The following is a 22,323-nucleotide window of genomic DNA, read 5'->3' on the forward strand; positions in this document are numbered from 1 at the left end:
CATGTTCAAGCGAACTACCATGGCCCTCGGGGGTGCTGCCCTGTGCAGCACCCTGCTGGTCAGTGGCTGTGCCAACCAGATGTCGCAGCGCAACGAACACGAAGAGCGGATCGAGCGCAAGCTGCTCGAACACAGCCTACAGATCGACCTGGGCAAGCCCGAGGTCCTGCAGACACCGCAACGCCGCGTGCGCATTCGCGAACTCAAGGACTTCGAAGTCACGGCGTTCGAGACCACCCGTCACTACGATCGCTACACCCCCTACCAACCCTGGCGCGAGGTCTACGAGATTCCGCTGGGCGCAGTTGCCGTGGTGGCGGGTGTGGGCGCCAATGTGGTGAACGTGGCGACATTTGGCAGTCTGCCCGATAGCGTTACCAAGGATTGGGTCAGCTATGGATTTGCCGGCCTCAATCCGTTCATGAACGTGCAATCCAACGGCCGCGCCGAGCAGAACCTGGCCAGCATCGACGAGGTGCAGACCGACAAGCGCGTGGAGCACAACAGCACGCCCTGGAGCGAGCGGCCCGTTCAGGTCGGCACCGGTCGCAAGACCTTCGACCTGGAGACCGATGCCAACGGCGTATTGCGCATCAACCTGCTGGACAGCCCGTTCGCGGAACAGGATCTGACCCGTGTCACGCGCTTGCAGCTGAGCGTGGTGGACGAGGACAGCCAGACCCGCGCCAGCGCCCTGCTGCCGGTCAGCCCGGATCTGCGCGGCAAGCTTGCCGAAGCGCACAGGCTGATTTTCGATGACCTGGAAGGCGACGAGGTGGGTCAGTGGGTGTTTCGGGTCAAGCGACTGGCTGAACTGGGTCTGGAAGATGAAGCCAGTGAGCTGGAACAGAGCCTGATCGAATTGACCCGCAACGATCCTGAATTGCAGCAGGATTTCCTCAAGTCGCTGCGCAAGGAAACCGGGCGACTGGTTGCCGATCCTGGGACCTGAGCCCGCCGATCAGCGCTCGCTGAACAGTTCCAGTTGCTCGTGAGCGCCACGCAGGTCCAGCAGACGCACGCCGATGCCCAACAGCCGCACCGGCTTGCCACCCCGGGCGAAGGCCTGACCCAATAGCTGCTGGTAGCTTTCCAGGTCCCTGCCCGCCCCCGCCTGCTCCAGGGTGGTCTGGGTGAAGTCGTGGAACTTCACTTTGACGAACGGCTTGCCGGGGCGGTAGCTGCTGTCGATCCGCCCGATGCGTTCTGCCAGGGTCTGCATCAGCTCCGGAAGCTTGCCAAGGCAGCTGGCCAAGTCCGGCAGGTCTGCCTCATACGTGTTTTCCACGCTGATGGACTGCCGCCGGCTATCGTTCTGCACCACACGATCGTCGATACCGCGGGCCAGGCTGTAGAGGCGCTCGCCGAAGCTGCCGAATTCGCGCACCAGCGCCAATTTGCTCCACTCACGCAACTCCAGGCAGCTGTCGATGCCCAGGCGCGCCAGCTTGTCGGCAGTGACCTTGCCCACGCCGTGCAGCTTGGTAACCGGCAAGGCTGCAACGAAGTCCTCGACCTGGGGCGGGGTGATGACGAACAGCCCATCGGGCTTGCGCCAGTCGCTGGCAATCTTGGCCAGAAACTTGTTCGGCGCCACGCCGGCCGAAACGGTGATGTGCAGACGCTTGGAAACCTTGCGCCGAATGTCCTGAGCGATACGCGTGGCGCTGCCGGAAAAATGCGGGCAGTCGGAGACGTCGAGGTAAGCCTCGTCCAGTGACAGCGGCTCGATCAGGTCGGTGTACTCGCGAAAGATGCCCTGAATCTCCCGCGATGCTTCTTTATAGGCATCCATGCGGGGCTTGACGATGGTCAGGTCGGGACAGAGTTTGACTGCATGACGTGAACTCATGGCCGAGCGTACGCCATAGGCGCGCGCCTCGTAGTTGCAGGTTGCGATCACGCCGCGACGCTCCGCAGAGCCACCGACGGCCAGAGGCTTGCCGGCCAGCCGCGGGTCGTCACGCATTTCGATGGCGGCGTAGAAGCAGTCACAGTCGACATGGATGATCTTGCGCTGCGTCATGGTCTGGGCGGGGTACCGGGCGGGTAATGGATCGTACACATACCACGGTATTATCCCACTCGCAGCGCTAAGCGCCATCACCAAAGGCTGACGGCGCTGTCTCGGCTCATCGGAAAAACATCGGGAATACCGCTGAAAGCCCCGGCCGGCCTGACTCTTCCGGCCACTGGCAAAGCTAAGCGATTGATGGAAAAGAGTTTTCTTGAAATCAGGGTTTGACAAGCGCGCGCTGCGCTGTAGAATAGCCCACACAGACGCGGGATGGAGCAGTCTGGTAGCTCGTCGGGCTCATAACCCGAAGGTCGTCGGTTCAAATCCGGCTCCCGCAACCAAACAACGAAGAAGGCCACTTGAAAAAGTGGCCTTTTTTGTTGCCTGCGTTTTGCCCGACCGCTGATTATTCAATCAGGTCGTCAGGCCGATCCACATCGCGGTAGATACCCAGGTCATCGCACGCCACACGATGCAGGTGTTCTTCGGCAAACAGTCGTCGTGCACCTTGATCGCCACGCAACAGCAGCAGCTGTTCGCGGAAAGCGCGGCCAAAGCCCACCGGGTGCCCCTGCCCTTGCGGGCCATGGGCGATGCTGATGCGCTCCAGCGCCATGGACCGGCGCACCTTGGCGAAGGTGCCAGCAGTCACGAACGGCATGTCGCCCAGGCACACCAACCAGCCATCGGCATTGGCACTGGCTTCGACGCCGGTGCGCAGGCTGTCGCCCATGCCTGCGGAGTCGAGAAGCACCACTTCGCAGCCGTAAGCCTGGGCGACCTCTATCACTTGTGTCTTGTGCGTACGGGTGACCAGCACACGACGCTCGACTGCCTCGCCGAGATTGCGCAGCACCTGCTCGATGACGCTGCGCTCGATGCCATCCAACCCTCGGCACCGGGCGAGCAGTTTGTCGCTGCCCTGCCCTGCCGCTTCCTGAAAACGCCGACCCTCTCCCGCAGCGAGGATCAGGGCGCAAGGTGCAATAATGGCTGACATGTCGTTGAGCTCCGGTGATCACATGGCGCACTGCAGATGGAATGGCGTCGCGATCAATACAGGTTGGGTTCCATTTCCAGCGCTACGCCAAAGCGCGACTGGATATCGTCCTGGATCCGCTGAGCCAGCGCATACAGCTGCTTGCCTGAGGCGCCGCCGTAGTTGACCAGCACCAGCGACTGCAAGCGGTGCACGCCAGCGTCGCCGTCGCGATAGCCTTTCCAGCCTGCGCGCTCGATCAACCAGCCGGCCGCCAGCTTGAAGAGCCCATCGGCCTGGGGATAGGCCACTGCATCGGGATGCTCGCGGCGAATGGCGTCCAGCACCGGCGCGGTCACTACCGGATTCTTGAAGAAGCTGCCGGCGTTGCCCAGTTCGGCAGGATCGGGCAGCTTTTCGCGACGAATGCTGCAGATGGCGGCACTGACGTCGTTGGGCGTGGGGTGCTGGATACCCTGGTCGGCCAATCGTTGACGCACAGGGCCGTAGTCCAGATGCACCGGCGCCGAGCGCGACAGCTTGAAACGCACACGCAGGATCACCCAGCGTCCGGGCTGGCGCTTGAACACGCTGTCGCGATAGCCGAAGGCGCAGTCGGTGACACTGAAGTCGCGGACCTGCAGCGTGTCCCGGTCCAGCGCGGTCAGGCCGGCGAACACGTCCTTGATCTCGACACCGTAGGCACCGATGTTCTGCATCGGTGCCGCGCCCACGGTGCCGGGGATCAGGCTGAGGTTTTCCAGCCCCGCCAGACCCAGCTCGAGCGTCTGCAACACGAAAGGATGCCACGGCTCGCCGGCTTCGGCTTCCAGCAATACCTGATCGCCATTTTCTTCGAGCACACGGGCACCACGGTTGTCCATGCGCACCACCAGCAGCTCGCTCAGGTCAGTGGTCAGCAGCAGGTTGCTGCCGCCACCGATGACCAGCACGCGCAGATTCCTCGTCGCCGCCCACGCCAGTGCCTGCTCGAGTTCGCCATCGCTGTGCACGGAGACGAAGAACGCCGCTCGAACGTCGATGCCGAAGGTGTTGTAGGGCTTGAGCGACTGGTTGGCACGGATGTCCAGGCTCATGACGCCAGCAGGCGCCGCACGCGCTCAAGATCTTCGGCGGTGTCGACACCGGCGGGTGGCGCCTGGACGGCGTCGGCGACATGGATGCGCACACCGTGCCAGAGCGCCCGCAGCTGCTCCAGACGCTCTGTGCTTTCCAGCCAGCAAGGGCCCCACTGCACGAAATCCTGCAGGAAGCCGGCACGGTAGGCATAGATGCCGATGTGACGACGATAGGGCACCTGGGCTGGCAGGACGTCGCGATCGTTGGCGAAGTCATCGCGCGCCCAGGGCAGCGGTGCGCGGCTGAAAGTCAGCGCCAGGCCGTTAAGGTCCGTGACGACCTTGACCACGTTGGGGTTGAACAGTGCCTCCACGTCTACGATCGGCTCGGCCAAGGTCGCCATGGCGGCCTCGCGACTGGCGGCGAGATTGGCCGCCACCTGGTCGATCACCACGGGCGGAATCAACGGCTCGTCGCCCTGCACATTGACCACGATCGCGTCGGCATCCAGGCCCAGCGCCTGGCAGACCTCGGCCAGGCGGTCGGTGCCGGACTCGTGGTCAGGACGGGTCATCACCACTTCGGCGCCGAAGGCACGGCAGGCGGACTCGATACGACCGTCGTCGGTGGCGACCACCACCCGCGCAGCGGTGCTCTTGCAGGCCTGCTCCCAGACATGCTGGATCATCGGCTTGCCAGCGATCATCTGCAGCGGCTTGCCCGGCAGGCGCGTCGACTGGTAGCGGGCGGGGATCACGACAGTGAAGGCCGTGCTCATTTATCCAGGCGCTCGTCGTCGGTGAGGGTGCGGGCTTCGGTTTCCAGCATCACCGGAATGCCGTCGCGAATGGGATACGCCAGGCCTGCGCCCTTGCTGATCAGTTCGGTCTTGTCGGCGCTGAGCTTGAGCGGACCCTTGGTGATCGGGCAGGCGAGAATGTCGAGCAGTTTGGTGTCCATGGAAAATCCTTCAAGGCAAGAGAATCAGGGCAAAAGGCCGGTCAGGCGCTGGTCGAGCCAACCGATGAAGCGTGGTGAGGGCTGGGCGTCGACGGCCAGGTACCACCAATCCGCGGCGGCGAACTCGCGGCACTTCACGGCATCCTTCTCGGTCATGACGACCGGCAGCGGCGGCTCGAAACTCAGGGCCTGAGGCGTGAACCGGGCATGGTCGGCGAAAGGGTGCGCGACAGGCTGCCAGTGTAGCGCCTGCAGGGTGTCGAAGAAACGTTGCGGATTGCCGATCCCGGCCACGGCGTGAAGGGCCTGTCCGGGGGGGAAATGGCTCAAGGGTCGGCGTTCGCCACTGCGCACGTTGATCAGCGCCTGGGCTTGCAGGGCCAGGCCGTAGCCTTGCGGGGAATCGTCGGCGGCACCGTTGCACAGCACGGCATCCACCGTCTGCAGGCGTTCGGCGGGTTCGCGCAGCGGGCCTGCAGGCAGGCAGCGGCCATTGCCCAGTCCGCGCGCGGCGTCGATCAGGACCAGTTCGATGTCACGAGCCAGGCGGTAATGCTGCAGACCATCGTCACTGAGGACGAGGTCCACGGGTTCGGCATCGAGCAGCGCACGCACAGCGCGGCCCCGATCGGGGTCGATCACCAGCGGTACGCCACTGCGCTGCACGATCAGCAGCGGTTCATCGCCCGCCTGGGCTGCGTCCTGATCGGCGCTGACCCGCCACGGCAGGCTCGGCGGCTGGGCGCCGTAGCCGCGACTGACCACGCCGACGCGCAGGCCGCGGGCGCGGCAATGCTCGATCAGCCAGAGGATCATCGGTGTCTTGCCGGTGCCACCGACGGTAATGTTGCCGACCACCAGCACCGGTACCGGTGCTCGGTAGATCTCGCCCTGCCCGGCCTCGAAGCGCCGCCGCTTGCGCAGCACAACGTGGCGGTACAGGCATTCCAGCGGACGCAACAGCCACAGCGCACGATGGCCGGTGTACCAGGCGGCGGACAAGCGGTCGGCGAGGCTCATCAGGGATTTGCCTGCGCCTCGACAGTGATCATGCTGATCTGGCTGAAGCCGAGCTTGCCGGCAGCATCCATGGCACTGATCACTGCCTGATGGGGCGTCTTGCCATCGGCACTGATCGACAGGGGCAACGTGCTGTCACCCGCCGATGCGGTGCGCAGGGCCTCGATCAGGGTCGGCAGGTCGCTCTTGGGCAGCAGCTGGTTGTTGACCGCGTAGACGCCCTCGGCGCTGATGGCGATGTCGATGCGCTTGAGGTCGCTGGCCTGCTCCGGCGCGCCATTCACCGCTTCGGGAAGCTCGACACGCAACTGGGTCTCGCGGGTGAACGTAGTAGTGATCACGAAGAACAGCAGCAGCACGAAGACGACGTCTATCAGCGAGATCAGGTTGAGCTCGATGTTCTCCCGACTGCGACGACGAAACTTCACGCTTTTTCCTCGGCCAGGTCGACCTCGCGATCACCCTGCACGACTTCCACCAGCTTGATGGCTTCCTGTTCCATGCCCACTACCAACTCATCGATGCGGCGCTGCAGCAGGCGATGGAAGAACAGCGCCGGGATCGCGACGATCAGGCCGGACGCGGTGGTGACCAGTGCCTTGGAGATACCGCCAGCCATGACGCTGGGATTGCCGCTCACGGCGCCGCCGGTGAACGAGCCGAAGATCTCGATCATGCCGATCACCGTGCCCAGCAGGCCGAGCAGTGGGGCCATCGCAGCAATGGTGCCCAGGGTGCTGATATAGCGTTCAAGCTCGTGGATGACGCGGCTGGCGGCTTCCTCGATGCTTTCCTTCATGATTTCGCGGCCGTGGCGCGAGTTGGCCAGGCCAGCGGCGAGAATTTCACCGAGGGGCGAGTCGGCGCGCAGCTCCTTGAGCTTTTCCTTGCTCAACTGCTTGTCTTTCTTCCAGCGCCAGACCTGGCCGACCAGATGGGCGGGCGAGACGCGGCTGGCACGCAAGGTCCACAAGCGCTCGGCGATGATGGCCAGCGCAACGATGGAGCTCACTATGATTGGCAACATCATCCAGCCGCCAGATTTAACCAATTCCCACACAGGTGCGATCCCCTCGAAAAAGTTCGCCACTCTACCATAGGGGTGCGGCGGGTCGAAGTGCGTGATGACCGCTGGAAAGCTCACGGCGCGATGGCCGTGTCACGCCAGAAACGTCGCTGGTCACGCTGTCGCTGCACGGGACCATAGGTCCCCAACTGGACGCGCAATGCGCCCGCCTCGGCTGTGTCGTGAGGAGTGATGCCCAAGGCCTGGTAACGCGCCAGTACGTCGGCGTGTGGATGACCAAAGGTGTTGTCGTGTCCACGCGATATCAGCGCGGCGTGAGGCTGCACCGCTTCAAGGAACGGCTTGCTCGATGAGGTCTTGCTGCCATGATGTGGCGCCTGCAACCAATGCGCCTGAGGCGCCAGACCACTGCCGAGCAGGGCCCTTTCGGCCGACGCGTCGATGTCGCCTGCGAGCAACAGCCGTTCGCCGTTGGCTTCGACCCAGAGCACGCAGGAAGCGGGATTGCCGGGTACCGCCGACGGCCAGCGCCACAGCACGAACCTGACCTCATCCCATTCCCAACTACGACCCGGCTTGCAGGGCTGCGCCTGCCATGCGGCCGGCAGTGCGCCGGGTTCTCCGGCCAACGTCTGGGTGACTGGCAGGCGTCGCCGCACGGAGCCTGCACCGCCAGAGTGATCGAGGTGGGCATGACTGATGATCATCGCATCCAGGTGCCGTACACCCAGCGCGACCAGGCTGGGCACGACGACACTGGTGCCGGCATCGACTTCGCCCAGCCCAGGACCGGTGTCATAGAGCACTTGGTGGTGGGCGGTGCGTACCAGCACCGCCAGGCCCTGGCCAACGTCCAGCACCCAGATATCGGCCTGGCCCACGGGCGGCGCCTGACGCGGGCTGAACAGCAGCAGCCCGACCATCGGCACGCTCAGCCAGCGCAACGGCACGCCCGCTGGCAGCAACAGCAGCAGGATGCCGATCGCGAGCACCAGCCATACTTCTGGCGACACGCCGGGCGGCAGCCAGGGAGGGCTCCATTCGGCGGTCCAGGTCAGCCATTGAAACAGCCCGCGCAATGCCCCGCCAGCCAGCCACAACAGGCTTTCGCCGATCCAGGGTGCCGGTAGCAGCACGGCGCCGGCCATGGCCACTGGCAGTACCACAAGGCTGATCCAGGGTACGGCGAGCAAATTGACCAGCGGCCCGCTGACACTGACCGGCAGGGCCAGGGCCACCATCACCGGCAGCAGCCCGACGGCCACGCAGCACTGCGCACGGGTCCAGGCCTGCCACCAGCGCCACCCCCCGAGGCGCCCTGAGAACGTCAGCAGCAACACCCCCACGGCAGTGAACGATAGCCAGAAGCCGGGCTGCAGGCTCACCAGTGGGTCGACCAGCAACACCAGGGTGAACGCCAGCAGCAGCGGCCACCAGACGCCCAGGTGGCGAAAGCGCAGCCGCCACATCAGCACCAGGCCGATCATGATGCAGGCGCGACGTACCGGCACCTGGAAGCCGGCCAGTAATCCGTATGACAACGCGGCGGCGAACGCGAAGGCGCAGGCGCAGGGTAACCACGGCCACCGCGCCGGCCACAGGCCGACTTTGGCCAACAAAGCCACCAGTCCATACACCAGCCCCGCCAGCAGGCCGACATGCTGGCCGGAAATGACCAGCAGGTGCACGGTGCCGGTGGCCTGGAGCACTTCCCACTGCTGGCGCGAGACCGCGGAACCGTCACCCAGCAGCAACGCGGCCAGGGTACCGCCCTGTTGTTGGCTGTCGACCGCCAGCAGACGCTGGCGCAGTCCATCGCGCCAGGCCAGGCGGGCTGTACGCACCCGCTCGCCGGCCTTGACGCTGCCCGTGGCGCCAAACCCCTTGGCCAGGGCCCAGGCCCGGGCGTCGAAACCGCCGGGATTGACCAACGCACGCGGGCGTTTGAGCTTTACCGCCAGGCGCCACCGTTCACCGCTGGCCACCGGCGGGCCACCGTACCAGGCCAGACGCAGTCGTGACGGCAACTGCGCGCGGCGCGACCAGGCATCCGTCAGTTCGAAGCGAACGGTGCTGCCGTTCGCCGCAGGCAAACCGACCACTTCGCCTTCGAGCCACAGGGTCTGCCCATCGAGCGCCAGCGCCAGTTGATCATTCATCGCCCAGTGGGCATGCAGGCATGCCCAGCACAACCCCAGCAGAAACAGCCCGAAGTGCCAGCGGCGCGCCACCAGCAATAGCGATGCAACCGCCGCCATGCCCATCAACCAGCCCAGCGACGGCAAGGCTGGCAGCCCGCGCAGACACACCATCCCGGTCGCCAGCGCCAACATCGCCGTGCGCATACCTTCCTCCCTGGAAAAACCGCCGGCCAAGGCTAAGGGGAATCGCAGCGCGGCGCGCCTTATCAAATGTCACAAAGTCTGAGCTCCGACGTCGGGGAACTTGTGCATACTGCCGGACACATCCAGACAGATATGTGCGAGACCGCTATGCCGCGTCGCCTGTTCAAGCGCTACATGCCGGACCCAGAGACGATCCGCGAACACAAGTCGCTGCGATTTCTGGGTCGCCTCCTGCATGACGCCAACCTCTGGCACCTGAACCGTCATTCGGTGGCCCGGGCCATGGCGGTCGGGTTGTTTGCCGCCTTCATGCCGATTCCCTTGCAGATGCTGCTGGCTGCGGCGCTGGCGATCGTGGTGCGTGGCAACATGCCGATCGCGGTCAGCCTGGTGTGGCTGACCAACCCGATCACCATGCCGCCGGTGTTCTATTGCACGTACAAGGTGGGCTCGTGGCTGTTGGGCCAGCCGCCCCGGCAACTACCCGATTCCTACAGCTGGGACTGGGTCATGAGCCAGATGTCCACGCTGTGGCAGCCGTTTCTGCTCGGCTCGGTGGTGACAGGCGTGGTCCTGGGCGCCCTGGCCTACCTGTTGACCATGCTGTACTGGCGCTGGTGGGTGAGCCGCCAGTGGCGCCGACGCAAGCAACGGCGCTAGCGGTTCCCTGGCTGACAGGGAAATCGGCACCCGCGCATCGCGGGGCGATTTCGGTGTATCGTGCGGCCGGTCAGGACGAGTGGTCGCGTTAAAAGTTCAGCGGTTTGGCAACTTGCCACCAGTGCGCTTGTCCTAGCCTCGAACGTCAACACAGCATTCTCCTCTAGGGACTCCGTCATGCTCCGATCATTGCGCTTCGCTGCCCTGCTTGGCGGCTTCATCATGAGTGCGTCCGCGTTGGCGAAGGATATCGACCCCGCCACCTATGGCTATCCGCTCACCAACCCGTTCGAGGCCACCATCGCGTCGACGCCGCCGGAGTTGCGCCCCAAGCTGCCTCTGGACGAAGACATCGATCAGGCCGACTACAGCCTGAACCTGCGCCCGGAGCGCGAGTTCATCCTGCCGGACAATTTCTGGGCGGTGAAGAAACTGCGTTATCGCCTGGCCCAACAGGACCACGCCGCGCCGCTGATCTTCCTCATCGCCGGCACCGGCGCGCCCTATAGCAGCTCGCTCAACGAATACCTGAAGAAGCTGTATTACCAGGCCGGCTACCACGTTGTTCAGCTGTCCTCGCCGACCAGCTTCGACTTCATCAGCGCTGCCTCGCGCTTCGCCACACCGGGCGTGACCCGCGAAGATGCCGAAGACCTGTATCGAGTCATGCAGGCCGTACGTGCACAGCATCCCAAGTTGCCGATCACCGAGTTCTATCTGACCGGCTACAGCCTTGGTGCGCTGGACGCGGCATTCGTCAGCCAACTGGATGAAACGCGCCGCAGTTTCAATTTCAAGAAAGTGCTGCTGCTCAACCCGCCGGTCAATCTGTACACGTCGATCACCAACCTCGACAAACTGGTGCAGACCCAGGTCAAGGGCATCAACAACAGCACCACGTTCTATGAACTGGTCCTGAACAAGCTGACGCGCTACTTCCAGCAGAAGGGCTACATCGACCTCAACGATGCCCTGCTCTACGATTTCCAGCAGTCCAAGCAGCACCTGTCCAATGAACAGATGGCCATGTTGATCGGCACCTCGTTCCGCTTTTCGGCCGCCGACATTGCCTTTACGTCCGACCTGATCAACCGCCGCGGGCTGATCACGCCGCCCAAGTATCCGATCAGTGAAGGCACCAGCCTCACGCCGTTCCTGCGCCGGGCGCTGCAGTGCGACTTCGACTGCTACCTGACCGAGCAGGTGATTCCGATGTGGCGCGCCCGTACCGATGGCGGCAGCCTGCTGCAGCTGGTGGATCAGGTGAGCCTGTATGGCATCAAGGACTACCTGCAGAACAGCCCCAAGATCAGCGTCATGCACAATGCCGACGACGTGATCCTGGGCCCTGGCGACCTGGGCTTCCTGCGCAAGACCTTTGGCGATCGCCTGACCGTTTACCCTTATGGCGGCCATTGCGGCAACCTCAATTACCGCGTCAACAGCGACGCTATGCTGGAGTTCTTCCGTGGCTAGAAAATTCCTGTTGATGGCAACGCTGCTCTGCGCAGGCTTTGCCCAGGCCGACGACAGCACCGTACAGAAGGTCGACAGCGACGGCTTCAAGCAACCGTTGCAGGTTCTCAAATTCAATCCGGGCCTGGATCAGCGCGAGTTCGAGCGCTCCACCCTGACGGCGTTGAACGTGTACGACCCGCTGGAAAACCTGAACCGACGCCTCTACCACTTCAACTACCGCTTCGACGAGTGGGTGTTCCTGCCGGTGGTGAACGGCTACACCTATATCACGCCGTCGTTCCTGCGCACGGGCGTGAGCAACTTCTTCAGCAACCTGGGGGAAGTGCCGAGCCTGGTCAACAGCCTGCTGCAGTTCAAGGGCAAGCGTGCCCTGGACACGTCCGGACGGCTGTTGGTGAACACCACGCTCGGTGTGGCAGGGCTGTGGGATCCAGCGACCTGGTTCGGCCTGCAGAAGCAGTCCGAGGATTTTGGCCAGACCCTGGGCTTCTACGGTGTACCCAACGGTGCCTACCTGGTGCTGCCAATTCTGGGTCCGTCCAACCTGCGTGACACCACTGGCCTGGTGTTCGACTTTGCCGTCGAGAACCAGATCAACTTCCTCAATGTAGCCGAGGTGAGCAGCAACCATCCGGAGCTGTGGGCACTGCGTGCCGTGGACCGACGCTACAGCAACAGCTTTCGCTACGGCCAGATGAACTCGCCGTTCGAGTACGAGAAGGTGCGCTACGTGTATACCGAGGCGCGCAAGCTGCAGATCGCCGAGTAGGTACATCTGCGACGGGCCTCTTCGCGGGTAGAACCTGCTCCCACAGGAACCGCGCGAAGAGACCGTCAGGGCTGGTTCATCGGCGCTTGTCGTAGAGTTTGGGGGCACCGGTCGGTCGTGACTTGAAGCGCCGGTGGGCCCACAGATACTGCTCAGGGCATTCGGTCACGGCCTGCTCCACCCACTGGTTGATGCGCAATGCATCAGCCGCTTCGCTTTCGCCGGGGAACCCTTCCAACGGCGGATGCAGAACCAACCGATAGCCACTGCCATCTTCCAGCCGTCGTTGCGTGAACGGGATGACCCGTGCCTTGCCCAGACGGGCGAAGTGGGTGGTCGCCGTCACCGTCGCTGCTTCGATGCCGAACAACGGTACGAAAATACTCTGCTTGGCGCCGTAGTCCTGATCGGGGGCATACCAGATCGCGCGGCCCTTGCGCAGCAGCTTGATCATGCCGCGCACGTCCTCGCGCTCCACCGCCAGCGAATCGAGATTGTGGCGCTCGCGGCCCTGGCGCTGCACGAAGTCGAACAACGCATTGCGATGCTCGCGGTACATGCCGTCGATGGTATGACGCTGGCCCAGCAGCGCCGCGCCAATCTCCAGGGTGGTGAAATGCAGGGCCATCAGAATCGCCCCCTCGCCGTCACGCTGGGCCGCTTGCAGGTGTTCGAGCCCTTCGATGTGCGCGAGCTTGGCCAGGCGTGCTTTAGGCCACCACCAACTCATGGCCATTTCGAAGAAGGCGATGCCGGTCGAGGCGAAGTTTTCCTTGAGCAGGCGCTTTCTTTCGACGGGCGGCATCTGCGGGAAGCACAGCTCCAGGTTGCGCGCCGCTACGCGGCGGCGTTCGCTGGCCACGCGGTACATGCCCAGACCCAGCCAGCGCCCCAGGCGCAGCAACGCGCCGTAGGGCAGTTGCACGACCAGCCACAACCCGCCCAGCCCCAGCCACAGGGGCCAGAAGCGCGGATGAAGAAAATATCGGCGAAAGCGCGGGCGTTCCATTGACGATTCCGTACAGGCAACAAGGCCGCGCATTCTACATGGGTTGACCTTCCATCGCTGCGTCGCGGCTTGCAGGGGAAGGTGGTTCTCGCTATAAGTCTCGGCACTTTTTTAGTTACAAGGCGCGTTTTGCCGACCATGAGCCAGACCGATCAGCTAGACCAGGAACCTGTGTTCCAACTCAAGGGCAGCATGCTCGCCATCACCGTGCTTGAGTTGGCGCAGAACAACCTTGCCGCCCTGGACCGCCAATTGGCAGCCAAGGTGGCCCAGGCACCGAACTTCTTCAGCAACACGCCGCTGGTGCTGGCGCTGGACAAGCTGCCCGCCAACCAGGGCAGCATCGACCTGCCCGGCCTGATGCGCATCTGCCGTCATCATGGCCTGCGGACCCTGGCAGTGCGCGCCAGCCGTATCGAAGACATCGCCGCAGCGATCGCCATCGACCTGCCCGTGCTGCCGCCGTCGGGCGCGCGCGAGCGGCCTCTGGAAGTTGAAGAAAAGAAGCCGGAAAAGCCGCCCGAGCCTTTGATCCAGCCCACTCGCGTGATCACCACGCCGATCCGCGGTGGCCAGCAGATCTATGCCCAAGGCTGCGATCTGGTGGTGATCAGCTCGGTCAGTTCGGGTGCGGAACTTCTCGCCGATGGCAACATCCATGTCTACGGCCCGATGCGCGGACGCGCCCTGGCCGGCATAAAGGGCGACCGCAAGGCGCGCATCTTCTGTCAGCAACTGGGCGCCGAGCTGCTGTCCATCGCCGGGCAATACAAGGTCTCCGAGGACCTGCGACGCGACCCGTTGTGGGGTTCACCCGTTCAGGTCAGCTTATCCGGGGATGTGTTGAACATCACCCGTCTTTAACGGATACTGCCGCCATTTTCAGCGCAACTTTCAAATAGCGCGGTTGTCGCGCGGTACCGCTTCCAGTACCGCCGGCTCATGCAGTCCGCCGATGTTTTGAAGTCATGTTTTTTCGGGGATTAACCGTCCCTTTTTCAGTAGAGGTGATACACCTTGGCCAAGATTCTCGTGGTTACATCCGGCAAGGGTGGTGTGGGCAAGACCACCACCAGCGCCGCCATCGGCACCGGCCTCGCATTGCGCGGCCACAAAACCGTCATCATCGACTTCGACGTCGGCCTGCGTAACCTTGACTTGATCATGGGCTGCGAACGCCGCGTGGTGTACGACTTCGTCAACGTGGTGAACGGCGAAGCGACCTTGCAACAGGCCCTGATCAAGGACAAGCGCGTCGAGAACCTCTTCATCCTGGCTGCCAGCCAGACGCGCGACAAGGACGCCCTGACCAAGGAAGGCGTCGAGAAGATCATCAACGAGCTGTCCAAGACCCACGACTACATTCTGTGCGACTCCCCGGCGGGCATCGAGAAAGGTGCTCACCTGGCCATGTACTTCGCCGACGAGGCGATCGTGGTGACCAACCCGGAAGTCTCCTCGGTGCGAGATTCGGACCGCATGCTGGGCTTGCTGGCGAGCAAATCGCGCCGCGCCGAACAGGGCGAGGATCCGATCAAGGAACACCTGCTGATCACCCGCTACAGCCCCGAGCGCGTCAGCAAGGGCGAAATGCTGGGCGTCGAGGACGTCGAGGAAATCCTCTCGGTCCGTCTGCTGGGCGTCATCCCGGAATCCGAGGCCGTGCTCAAGGCATCCAACTCGGGTACGCCGGTGATCTTCGACGACCAGAGCGACGCCGGCCAGGCGTACAGCGATGCCGTCGACCGTTTGTTGGGCAAGGAAAAGCCTCACCGTTTCCTTGATTTCAAGAAAAAGGGCTGGATCGAGCGCCTGTTTGGAGGTCGCTAATGAATATTTTCGACTTCTTTCGCGATCGCAAGAAAGGCAGCACCGCGTCGGTTGCGAAAGAGCGTCTACAGATCATCGTGGCGCATGAACGCGGCCAACGCACGACCCCTGATTACTTGCCCGCCCTGCAGAAAGAGCTGGTGGAAGTGATTCGCAAGTATGTGAACATCGAGAGCGACCAGGTACAGGTTGCACTCGAGAATCAGGGTAGCTGCTCGATTCTGGAATTGAACATTACCTTGCCTGACCGCTGAGCCTCGCGCTCGGCTCCACGGCGGCCCGCCGGCCCTTTGTTGAAAAGGGTCGACGCGCCGCCGTTGGCGTTTCTGAGAGATAGACTTTCATGCCGTTGTCGAACATTCGCATCATTCACCAGGACGCCGCCGTGCTGGTCATCGACAAGCCGACCCTGTTGCTCTCGGTGCCGGGCCGCGCCGAAGACAACAAGGACTGCCTGATCACCCGCCTGCAGGAGAACGGGTTTCCCGAGGCGCGTATCGTGCACCGCCTGGACTGGGAAACCAGCGGGATCATTCTGCTGGCGCGGGATGCCGACAGCCATCGCGAGTTGTCCCGTCAGTTTCACGATCGCGAAACGGAAAAGGCCTACACCGCACTGGCTTGGGGGCAACCGGCGCTGGACAGCGGCAGTGTCGACCTGCCGCTGCGCTACGACCCGCCGACCAAGCCCCGGCATGTGGTGGACCACGAGCAGGGCAAGCATGCGCTGACCTTCTGGAAGGTGCTGGAGCGCTGCGGGGAGTGGTGCCGCGTCGAGCTGACGCCGATCACCGGGCGTTCGCACCAGTTGCGCGTGCACATGTTGTCGATCGGTCATCCGTTGCTGGGTGACCGGCTGTATGCCCATCCGCAGGCGCTGGAGGCCCATGAGCGGCTGTGCCTGCACGCGAGCATGCTGGCATTCACCCATCCGGTGACAGGTGAGCGGATGAAATTCGAGTGTGCTGCGCCGTTTTGAATTGTGATGGGGTCTTCGCGGGTACGCCGGATACACTGCGGCGGGGCTTCCGCGGGCAGAGGGCTCGCCGCCCGCCCCGATCCCACAAGTACCGCGGTGGGGTCATCGTGGGCAGGGGGTTCGCCACCAAGGATTGAGCAGCCCTATCCGTGGGCAATCGGGTAAACTGGCTGCATTGCTGTCTGGAGTTTTCTATGCGCGAAGCTTTGAACCAGGGCCTGATCGATTTCCTCAAGGCCTCCCCTACCCCCTTCCACGCCACTGCCACCTTGGCGCGACGCCTCGAAGCAGCCGGTTTTCAGCGGCTGGACGAGCGCGAGAGCTGGAACACGGTGCCCGGCGGGCGCTACTACGTGACCCGCAACGATTCCTCGATCATCGCCGTCAAGCTGGGCAAGCACTCACCGCTGCTCAACGGGCTGCGCATGGTCGGCGCCCACACCGACAGCCCCTGCCTGCGCGTGAAGCCGCAACCCGAGTTGCAGCGCCAGGGCTTTTTCCAACTGGGTGTCGAGGTGTATGGCGGTGCCCTGCTAGCACCCTGGTTCGACCGCGACCTGTCGCTGGCCGGCCGGGTAACGTTTCGCCGCGACGGCAAGGTCGAAAGCCAGCTGATCGATTTCCGCCTGCCGATCGCCGTGATACCCAACCTGGCCATCCACCTCAACCGCGAGGCCAATCAGGGCTGGGCGATCAATGCCCAGACCGAACTGCCACCCGTGCTGGCCCAGGTAGCCGGGGATGAGCGCGTGGATTTCCGCGCTCTGCTGACCGAACAGCTGGCTCGCGAACACGGGCTGAACGCCGATGTGGTGCTCGATTACGAGCTGAGTTTCTATGACACGCAAAGTGCTGCGGTCATTGGCCTGAACGGTGATTTCATCGCCGGCGCGCGGCTCGACAACCTGTTGTCCTGCTATGCGGGCCTGCAGGCCCTGCTCGATACGCAAGGCGACGAAAGCTGCGTGCTGGTGTGTACCGACCATGAAGAGATCGGTTCCAGCTCCGCCTGTGGCGCTGACGGTCCGATGCTCGAACAGGTGCTGCAACGCCTGATCCCTGAGGGCGACGAGTACGTGCGCAGCATCCAGCGTTCGCTGCTGGTGTCGGCGGACAACGCCCACGGCGTGCACCCCAACTATGCCGAGAAGCACGATGCCAATCACGGACCCAAGCTCAATGCCGGGCCGGTGATCAAGGTCAACAGCAACCAGCGCTATGCGACCAACAGCGAGACGGCCGGGTTTTTCCGGCACCTGTGCATGGCGGTGGAAGTGCCGGTGCAGAGCTTCGTGGTGCGCAGCGACATGGGTTGCGGCTCGACCATCGGCCCGATCACCGCCAGTCACCTGGGGGTGAGGACCGTCGACATAGGCCTGCCGACCTTCGCCATGCATTCGATTCGCGAGCTGGCTGGCAGCCATGACCTGGCGCATCTGGTCAAAGTGCTGGGTGCCTTCTACGCCAGCAACGAGCTGCCCTAGTCACGCCCCTGCCGCGACGTGGCCCGACCTGAACACCCGTACGCGGGCAGAGGTCGTTCTCTGTCCGCGCAGGGCGCACCACCCAAACACCGATCTACAGGTGACTCCACTGATGGTCCTTTTCCTGCGCCTGGCGCTTGCCGTCCTGCTTTTGCTGCCCATTACCGCTCAGGCAGTCGGCCTGCCCGGCCTGTTGGGGGGCAGCTCGGAGAAGCCGGCCGAACAGCCCGCCCAGCCGTTGGGCCAGTCATTGGATCAGGTGATCCAGACCCTGGAAAACGACCAGCAACGCACCAAGCTGTTGAGCGACCTGAAAAAGCTGAGGGACAGTACCCGGCAGGCCCAGCCGGCCGCCGAGCAAGGCGTGCTGGGCATGATCGGCAGCGCCCTGGCCCACGTCGACCAGCAGTTTTCCGGGGACAACAGCCCGTTCCGGCGCTGGGGTGAGGAAGTCGCCCTGGCCCACGATGAATTGCTGGCGCTGGCCCTGCCCATGGCGGAATGGCCGCCGATCATCGGCGCTTTTTTGTTGATCATGCTGGTGTGGAGCCTGCTCGCCTACAGTCTGATCTGGATCGGCCATCGCGTGCGCCTGCGCTTCGGCCTGTCGGAAGAACTGCCGCAGCATCCACGCACCCTCGACCTGCTGCGCTTTGCCTTGCGCAAGCTGGGGCCGTGGCTGGTGGCGCTGGTCATTACCGTGTACGTGGGCTACGCGCTGCCTTCGTCGCTGGGCAAGAGCCTGGCCATGGTCATGGCCTATGCACTGGTGGTGGGCACGCTGTTCTCCGCGATCTGCGTGATCGCGTTTTCCCTGCTGGACGGTCCGCATCGGCACCGTGCCTTGAACATCCTGCGGCATCGGGCCTTTCGGCCGCTGTGGCTGATCGGCAGTTTCGCGGCCTTCGGCGAGGCGCTCAGTGACCCGCGCATGGTCGCCGCGCTCGGTCAGCACTTGGCCCACAGCGCGGCAACCCTGGCCAACGTTCTGGCCGCCCTGTCGACCGGCCTGTTCATCCTGCGCTTCCGTCGGCCCATCGCCCACCTGATCCGCAATCAGCCCTTGTCGCGGCGGCTGACGCGTCGGGCGTTGAGCGACACCATCGAGATTCTCGGCAGCTTCTGGTACCTGCCGGCCCTGGTGCTGGTGGGCATCTCGCTGTTCGCCACGTTCTTCTCGGCCGGCGACACCAGCACGGCGCTGCGTCAGTCGCTGATGTGCGCGGTGCTGCTGATCCTGTGCATGGTCATCAATGGCCTCATCCGTCGCCATGCCCTGCGCCCGCCCAAGGGCCCTCGGCGCCATGCCTTGTATTCAGAGCGCCTGAGTCACTTCGCCTACACCCTGATGCACCTGCTGATCTGGGTGTTGTTCATCGATCTGGGCCTGCGTGTGTGGGGCATGTCGCTGATCGGTTTCACCGAGGGCGATGGTCACGAAATCTCGGTGCGCCTGGCCAGCCTGGTGGGCACTCTGATTTTCGCCTGGCTGGTGTGGATTCTGGCCGACACCGGCATCCATCATGCCCTTACCCGCTCGCGCAAGGGCATGGCCAACGCGCGCGCGCAGACCATGATGCCGCTGATCCGCAACGTGCTGTTCGTGACCATTTTCATCATTGCCGCGATCATCGCCCTGGCCAACATGGGCATGAACGTGACGCCGCTGCTGGCGGGTGCGGGGGTGATCGGTCTGGCCATCGGTTTCGGTGCACAGTCGTTGGTGGCAGACCTGATCACCGGGTTGTTCATCATCATCGAGGACTCGCTGGCCATCGATGACTACGTGGATGTGGGCGGCCATCTGGGCACCGTCGAGGGCCTGACCATCCGTACGGTTCGCCTGCGCGACATCGACGGTATCGTGCACACCATCCCCTTCAGCGAAATCAAGAGCATCAAGAACTACTCGCGGGAATTCGGCTACGCCATCTTTCGTGTGGCGGTGCCCTACAGCATGGGGATCGACGACGCCATCAAGATGATGCGCGAAGTGGGCCAGAAGATGCGCAGCGATCCGTTGCATCGGCGCGATATCTGGTCTCCGCTGGAGTTTCAGGGGGTGGAAAGCTTCGAGTCGGGCACGGCGATCCTGCGCGCGCGGTTCAAGACCGGGCCGATCAAGCAGTGGGAAGTGTCGCGGGCCTTCAACCTGGCACTCAAGCGCCAGTTGGATGAAGCCGGGCTGGACCTGGCGACACCGCGCCTGAGCGTGCAGGTGGTCACGGCGGGGGCGGTTGGCGAGAAATAGCGGGGTAGCCTTTGCGGGCGGCTTGTTCGTCCACTTTTTTGTCACAGGAATTGAGGTGTGGCTCAGGCCCCATTCGCGGGCAGAGCCCGCTCCCACAGTGATCGCTGCGGGCTGAATTGTTTTCTGTGGGAGCCGGGCGGGCGGCTGAGGCCTCTGCCCGCGAAAGGGGCGCTGCGGTGTTACAGGTTCACCACATTGGCGATCCGCACCGGGGCGTTCTCGTCGATGCGCAGGTTGTGGAAATCGAACAGGTCGCGGTCGGCCAGCTGCGACGGCATCACGTTCTGCAGGCTGCGGAAGATACTGTCGGTGCGGCCGGGCGTCTTGCGTTCCCAGTCCAGCAGCATGTCCTTGACCACCTGGCGCTGCAAGTTCTCCTGGGAGCCGCACAGGTTGCAGGGGATTATCGGAAAGCCCTTGAAGTCCGAGTACGCCTGGATGTCTTTCTCATGGCAGTAAGCCAACGGCCGAATGACCACATTGCGCCCGTCGTCGGCGCGCAGCTTGGGTGGCATGGCCTTGAGCGAGCCGTTGAAGAACATGTTGAGGAAGAATGTCTCGACGATATCGTCGCGATGGTGCCCCAGAGCCATCTTGGTCGCGCCGATCTGGTCGGCGAAGGTGTACAGCGTGCCGCGGCGCAGGCGCGAGCACAGCGAGCAGGTGGTCTTGCCTTCCGGGATCAGCTCCTTGACCACCGAATAGGTGTCTTTCTCGACGATGTGGTATTCGACGCCCAGCTGTTCCAGGTAGGCCGGCAGCACATGCTCGGGGAAGCCCGGCTGCTTCTGGTCCATGTTCACCGCCACGATGCTGAACTGGATGGGTGCGACCTTTTGCAGGTGCAGCAGCACATCGAGCAGGGTGTAGCTGTCCTTGCCACCCGAGAGGCAGACCATGACCTTGTCGCCGTTCTCGATCATGTTGTAGTCGGCGACGGCTTCACCGGCCAGGCGACGGAGGCGTTTCTGCAGTTTGTTCTGGTTGACTGAAAGAGTGCCCATGGCGACAGGATCCCGCGAGGTGGGTGACAAAGGCCGGGCATTTTACGCACTTTGATGCGTGCCGTGTACCGTCTGCGAAGCGTGAGGGCCGCACGGCACCGACGGATGGCTCGGCACTGCACGGAGGTTGCGGCATAATCGCTGCACCTGGAGTGTGTCGAAGAATGCCCGAGCAACTCAATCAACGCGTCGAAGCCTGCTTTCGCCAGGCCGAGCTGTTTTTCAAGCGCCCTTTCCGGCGCCCGGTGGTCAGCACCCAGCTGCGCGGGCAGAAGGCCGGTGTGGCGCACTTGCACGAAAACCTGCTGCGCTTCAATCCGCAGCTCTACCGCGAGAATGCCGAAGACTTCCTCAAGCAGACCGTGCCCCACGAGGTCGCGCACCTGGTGGCGCACCAGCTGTTCGGCGATCGCATCGCGCCTCACGGCGAGGAATGGCAACTGATCATGCGCGGTGTCTATGAACTGACCCCGCACCGCTGCCACAGCTACGCCGTGAAGCGTCGCCAGGTCATGCGCTACCTGTACAAATGCCCCTGCCCCGACAGCGAGTTCGCCTTCTCGGCGCAACGCCATGGCCTGGTCGGCAGAGGTCGCCGCTACCTGTGCCGGCGCTGTCGCCAGACCCTGGTGTTCAGCGGTGAAACGCGGGTGCAATGATCGCCATTCCCTTGCACGACCAGGCTGGGCAGAATGCGCACATGAATACAGCCCTCCCCGCTTGCCTGAGCGACCTGCGACAACACTGGCCCCTGCCCGAGGCCGTGCCCGGCGCGCGTTTGTTCAGCAGCCGTTTCGATCACCGCGCGCTGACCGCCGAAGACTTCGCGCAGTGCGGCATTGCCCCGCCTGCGTCGATTCAGCGTTCGGTGGCCAAGCGTCAGGCCGAGTACCTGGCAGGACGGGTCTGCGCACGTGACGCGCTACAGGCGTTGACCGGCGAGGCGCAGGTGCCGGCCATCGGCGCCGACCGCGCCCCGGTCTGGCCTGAGCAAATCGTCGGGTCGATCACCCACGGCAGTGGTCGGGCCGCGGCCGTGGTCGCCCATCGGGACCACTGCCTGGGGCTGGGTCTGGATATCGAAAGCCTGCTGCCAGCGGCGCGCGCCGAACGGCTGTGCGCGGAAATCCTCACCCCGGCGGAAATGACGCGGATGGATCCGGCGCAGGTGGATACGCTAGTCACCCTGACCTTCTCGCTCAAGGAAAGCCTGTTCAAGGCGTTGTACCCGTTGGTCGGGCAGCGTTTCTATTTCGAGCATGCCGAAGTGCTGCAGTGGTCGGCCGAAGGGCATGCGCGGCTGCGCCTGTTGACCGACCTGTCACCACAGTTTGGCGACGGATTCGAAATCGACGGGCAGTTTGCCTGGTTCGACGGACACCTGTTGAGCCTGGTAGCGGTCCGTTGAGGCCAGCCCAGGGGCAGCGTAT

23 protein-coding genes and 1 tRNA gene are annotated in these 22,323 nt (G+C 63.7%); 13 read left to right on the forward strand and 11 right to left on the reverse strand.

All coding sequences use genetic code 11. The annotated features are described in order from the left end of the window. Position 1 precedes the first annotated feature (1 nt). On the forward strand, positions 2-952 hold the full coding sequence (locus B2V21_RS12200; RefSeq protein WP_122741583.1) for a hypothetical protein: 951 nt from the start codon (positions 2-4) through the stop codon (positions 950-952). A 9-nt stretch (positions 953-961) separates the two neighbouring features. Here B2V21_RS12200 and dinB read toward each other — a convergent pair whose 3' ends face one another. Next, entirely contained in the window at positions 962-2,026 is a 1,065-nt protein-coding gene (dinB, locus tag B2V21_RS12205) for a DNA polymerase IV (protein ID WP_049861528.1), read from the reverse strand. A gap of 255 nt (positions 2,027-2,281) precedes the next feature. On the opposite strand from dinB, the gene B2V21_RS12210 reads away from it, so the two are divergent. Beyond that, positions 2,282-2,358, forward strand: a tRNA-Met gene (locus B2V21_RS12210). A gap of 65 nt (positions 2,359-2,423) precedes the next feature. Here the strand turns inward: B2V21_RS12210 and B2V21_RS12215 are convergent. From B2V21_RS12215 to B2V21_RS12250, 8 genes are all read right to left on the reverse strand, one after another. After that, on the reverse strand, positions 2,424-3,017 hold the full coding sequence (locus B2V21_RS12215) for a nucleotidyltransferase family protein (protein WP_286916966.1): 594 nt from the start codon (positions 3,015-3,017) through the stop codon (positions 2,424-2,426). 53 nt (positions 3,018-3,070) lie between these two features. Further along, positions 3,071-4,093, reverse strand: a complete 1,023-nt coding sequence (gene murB, locus B2V21_RS12220; protein WP_286916967.1) for a UDP-N-acetylmuramate dehydrogenase — start codon at positions 4,091-4,093, stop codon at positions 3,071-3,073. Then, complete coding sequence (kdsB, locus tag B2V21_RS12225) at positions 4,090-4,854, reverse strand: 3-deoxy-manno-octulosonate cytidylyltransferase (RefSeq protein WP_282347919.1); 765 nt, start codon at positions 4,852-4,854, stop codon at positions 4,090-4,092. The genes murB and kdsB overlap by 4 nt, the downstream gene beginning before the upstream one ends. After that, the gene (locus B2V21_RS12230; protein ID WP_049861532.1) at positions 4,851-5,036 is read right to left on the reverse strand and encodes a Trm112 family protein; all 186 of its coding nucleotides are present in this window, start codon (positions 5,034-5,036) and stop codon (positions 4,851-4,853) included. The genes kdsB and B2V21_RS12230 overlap by 4 nt, the downstream gene beginning before the upstream one ends. 24 nt (positions 5,037-5,060) lie before the next feature. After that, positions 5,061-6,056, reverse strand: a complete 996-nt coding sequence (gene lpxK / locus B2V21_RS12235) for a tetraacyldisaccharide 4'-kinase (RefSeq protein ID WP_286916968.1) — start codon at positions 6,054-6,056, stop codon at positions 5,061-5,063. Beyond that, positions 6,056-6,484: an ExbD/TolR family protein gene (locus B2V21_RS12240; RefSeq protein WP_056843368.1), complete on the reverse strand. Its 429-nt coding sequence runs from the start codon at positions 6,482-6,484 to the stop codon at positions 6,056-6,058. Before B2V21_RS12240 ends, lpxK begins: the two co-directional genes overlap by 1 nt. After that, positions 6,481-7,116 carry a MotA/TolQ/ExbB proton channel family protein gene (locus B2V21_RS12245; RefSeq protein WP_043193308.1) on the reverse strand — a complete coding sequence of 212 codons (636 nt, stop codon included), beginning with the start codon at positions 7,114-7,116 and terminating at the stop codon, positions 6,481-6,483. The genes B2V21_RS12240 and B2V21_RS12245 overlap by 4 nt, the downstream gene beginning before the upstream one ends. 80 nt (positions 7,117-7,196) lie before the next feature. Then, positions 7,197-9,428: a DNA internalization-related competence protein ComEC/Rec2 gene (locus B2V21_RS12250; protein WP_286916969.1), complete on the reverse strand. Its 2,232-nt coding sequence runs from the start codon at positions 9,426-9,428 to the stop codon at positions 7,197-7,199. 147 nt (positions 9,429-9,575) lie between these two features. Here B2V21_RS12250 and B2V21_RS12255 point away from each other — a divergent pair, with 147 nt between their 5' ends. The 3 genes from B2V21_RS12255 (at position 9,576) to B2V21_RS12265 (ending at position 12,336) form a co-directional block, all read left to right on the forward strand. Further along, entirely contained in the window at positions 9,576-10,088 is a 513-nt protein-coding gene (locus B2V21_RS12255; RefSeq protein WP_122741577.1) for a DUF2062 domain-containing protein, read from the forward strand. Positions 10,089-10,265: 177 nt separating this feature from the next. Next, positions 10,266-11,564 (forward strand): serine/threonine protein kinase, encoded by a 1,299-nt coding sequence (locus tag B2V21_RS12260; protein WP_286916970.1) that lies wholly within the window; start codon positions 10,266-10,268, stop codon positions 11,562-11,564. Continuing rightward, complete coding sequence (locus tag B2V21_RS12265; protein WP_286916971.1) at positions 11,557-12,336, forward strand: MlaA family lipoprotein; 780 nt, start codon at positions 11,557-11,559, stop codon at positions 12,334-12,336. The genes B2V21_RS12260 and B2V21_RS12265 overlap by 8 nt, the downstream gene beginning before the upstream one ends. A 76-nt stretch (positions 12,337-12,412) precedes the next feature. Here B2V21_RS12265 and B2V21_RS12270 read toward each other — a convergent pair whose 3' ends face one another. Continuing rightward, the gene (locus B2V21_RS12270) at positions 12,413-13,345 is read right to left on the reverse strand and encodes a lipid A biosynthesis lauroyl acyltransferase (RefSeq protein WP_286916972.1); all 933 of its coding nucleotides are present in this window, start codon (positions 13,343-13,345) and stop codon (positions 12,413-12,415) included. Between the two features lie 138 nt (positions 13,346-13,483). Between B2V21_RS12270 and minC the strand changes: the two genes are divergently transcribed. From minC to B2V21_RS12300, 6 genes are all read left to right on the forward strand, one after another. After that, positions 13,484-14,209, forward strand: coding sequence for a septum site-determining protein MinC (gene minC, locus B2V21_RS12275; RefSeq protein ID WP_049861540.1), 726 nt, complete (start codon positions 13,484-13,486; stop codon positions 14,207-14,209). 153 nt (positions 14,210-14,362) lie between these two features. Beyond that, positions 14,363-15,175 carry a septum site-determining protein MinD gene (minD, locus tag B2V21_RS12280; protein ID WP_049861541.1) on the forward strand — a complete coding sequence of 271 codons (813 nt, stop codon included), beginning with the start codon at positions 14,363-14,365 and terminating at the stop codon, positions 15,173-15,175. Further along, entirely contained in the window at positions 15,175-15,429 is a 255-nt protein-coding gene (gene minE, locus B2V21_RS12285) for a cell division topological specificity factor MinE (protein WP_049861542.1), read from the forward strand. The genes minD and minE overlap by 1 nt, the downstream gene beginning before the upstream one ends. Before the next feature lie 89 nt (positions 15,430-15,518). After that, entirely contained in the window at positions 15,519-16,154 is a 636-nt protein-coding gene (locus B2V21_RS12290; protein ID WP_049861543.1) for an RluA family pseudouridine synthase, read from the forward strand. A 194-nt stretch (positions 16,155-16,348) separates the two neighbouring features. Further along, positions 16,349-17,638 (forward strand): M18 family aminopeptidase, encoded by a 1,290-nt coding sequence (locus B2V21_RS12295; protein WP_056843373.1) that lies wholly within the window; start codon positions 16,349-16,351, stop codon positions 17,636-17,638. 112 nt (positions 17,639-17,750) lie between these two features. After that, positions 17,751-19,889 carry a mechanosensitive ion channel domain-containing protein gene (locus B2V21_RS12300; protein WP_286916973.1) on the forward strand — a complete coding sequence of 713 codons (2,139 nt, stop codon included), beginning with the start codon at positions 17,751-17,753 and terminating at the stop codon, positions 19,887-19,889. A gap of 179 nt (positions 19,890-20,068) precedes the next feature. Here the strand turns inward: B2V21_RS12300 and ttcA are convergent, their stop codons facing one another. Then, positions 20,069-20,893 carry a tRNA 2-thiocytidine(32) synthetase TtcA gene (ttcA, locus tag B2V21_RS12305; protein ID WP_049861546.1) on the reverse strand — a complete coding sequence of 275 codons (825 nt, stop codon included), beginning with the start codon at positions 20,891-20,893 and terminating at the stop codon, positions 20,069-20,071. A gap of 164 nt (positions 20,894-21,057) precedes the next feature. Here ttcA and B2V21_RS12310 point away from each other — a divergent pair, with 164 nt between their 5' ends. Both B2V21_RS12310 and B2V21_RS12315 read left to right on the forward strand, forming a co-directional pair. Beyond that, positions 21,058-21,552 carry a SprT family zinc-dependent metalloprotease gene (locus B2V21_RS12310; protein WP_049861547.1) on the forward strand — a complete coding sequence of 165 codons (495 nt, stop codon included), beginning with the start codon at positions 21,058-21,060 and terminating at the stop codon, positions 21,550-21,552. A gap of 41 nt (positions 21,553-21,593) precedes the next feature. After that, positions 21,594-22,301, forward strand: a complete 708-nt coding sequence (locus B2V21_RS12315; protein ID WP_286916974.1) for a 4'-phosphopantetheinyl transferase family protein — start codon at positions 21,594-21,596, stop codon at positions 22,299-22,301. Positions 22,302-22,323: the final 22 nt, after the last annotated feature.

The sequence above is a fragment of the Pseudomonas sp. UBA6276 genome (genome assembly GCF_002438365.1).
Taxonomy (GTDB): Bacteria; Pseudomonadota; Gammaproteobacteria; order Pseudomonadales; family Pseudomonadaceae; genus Aquipseudomonas; species Aquipseudomonas coleopterorum.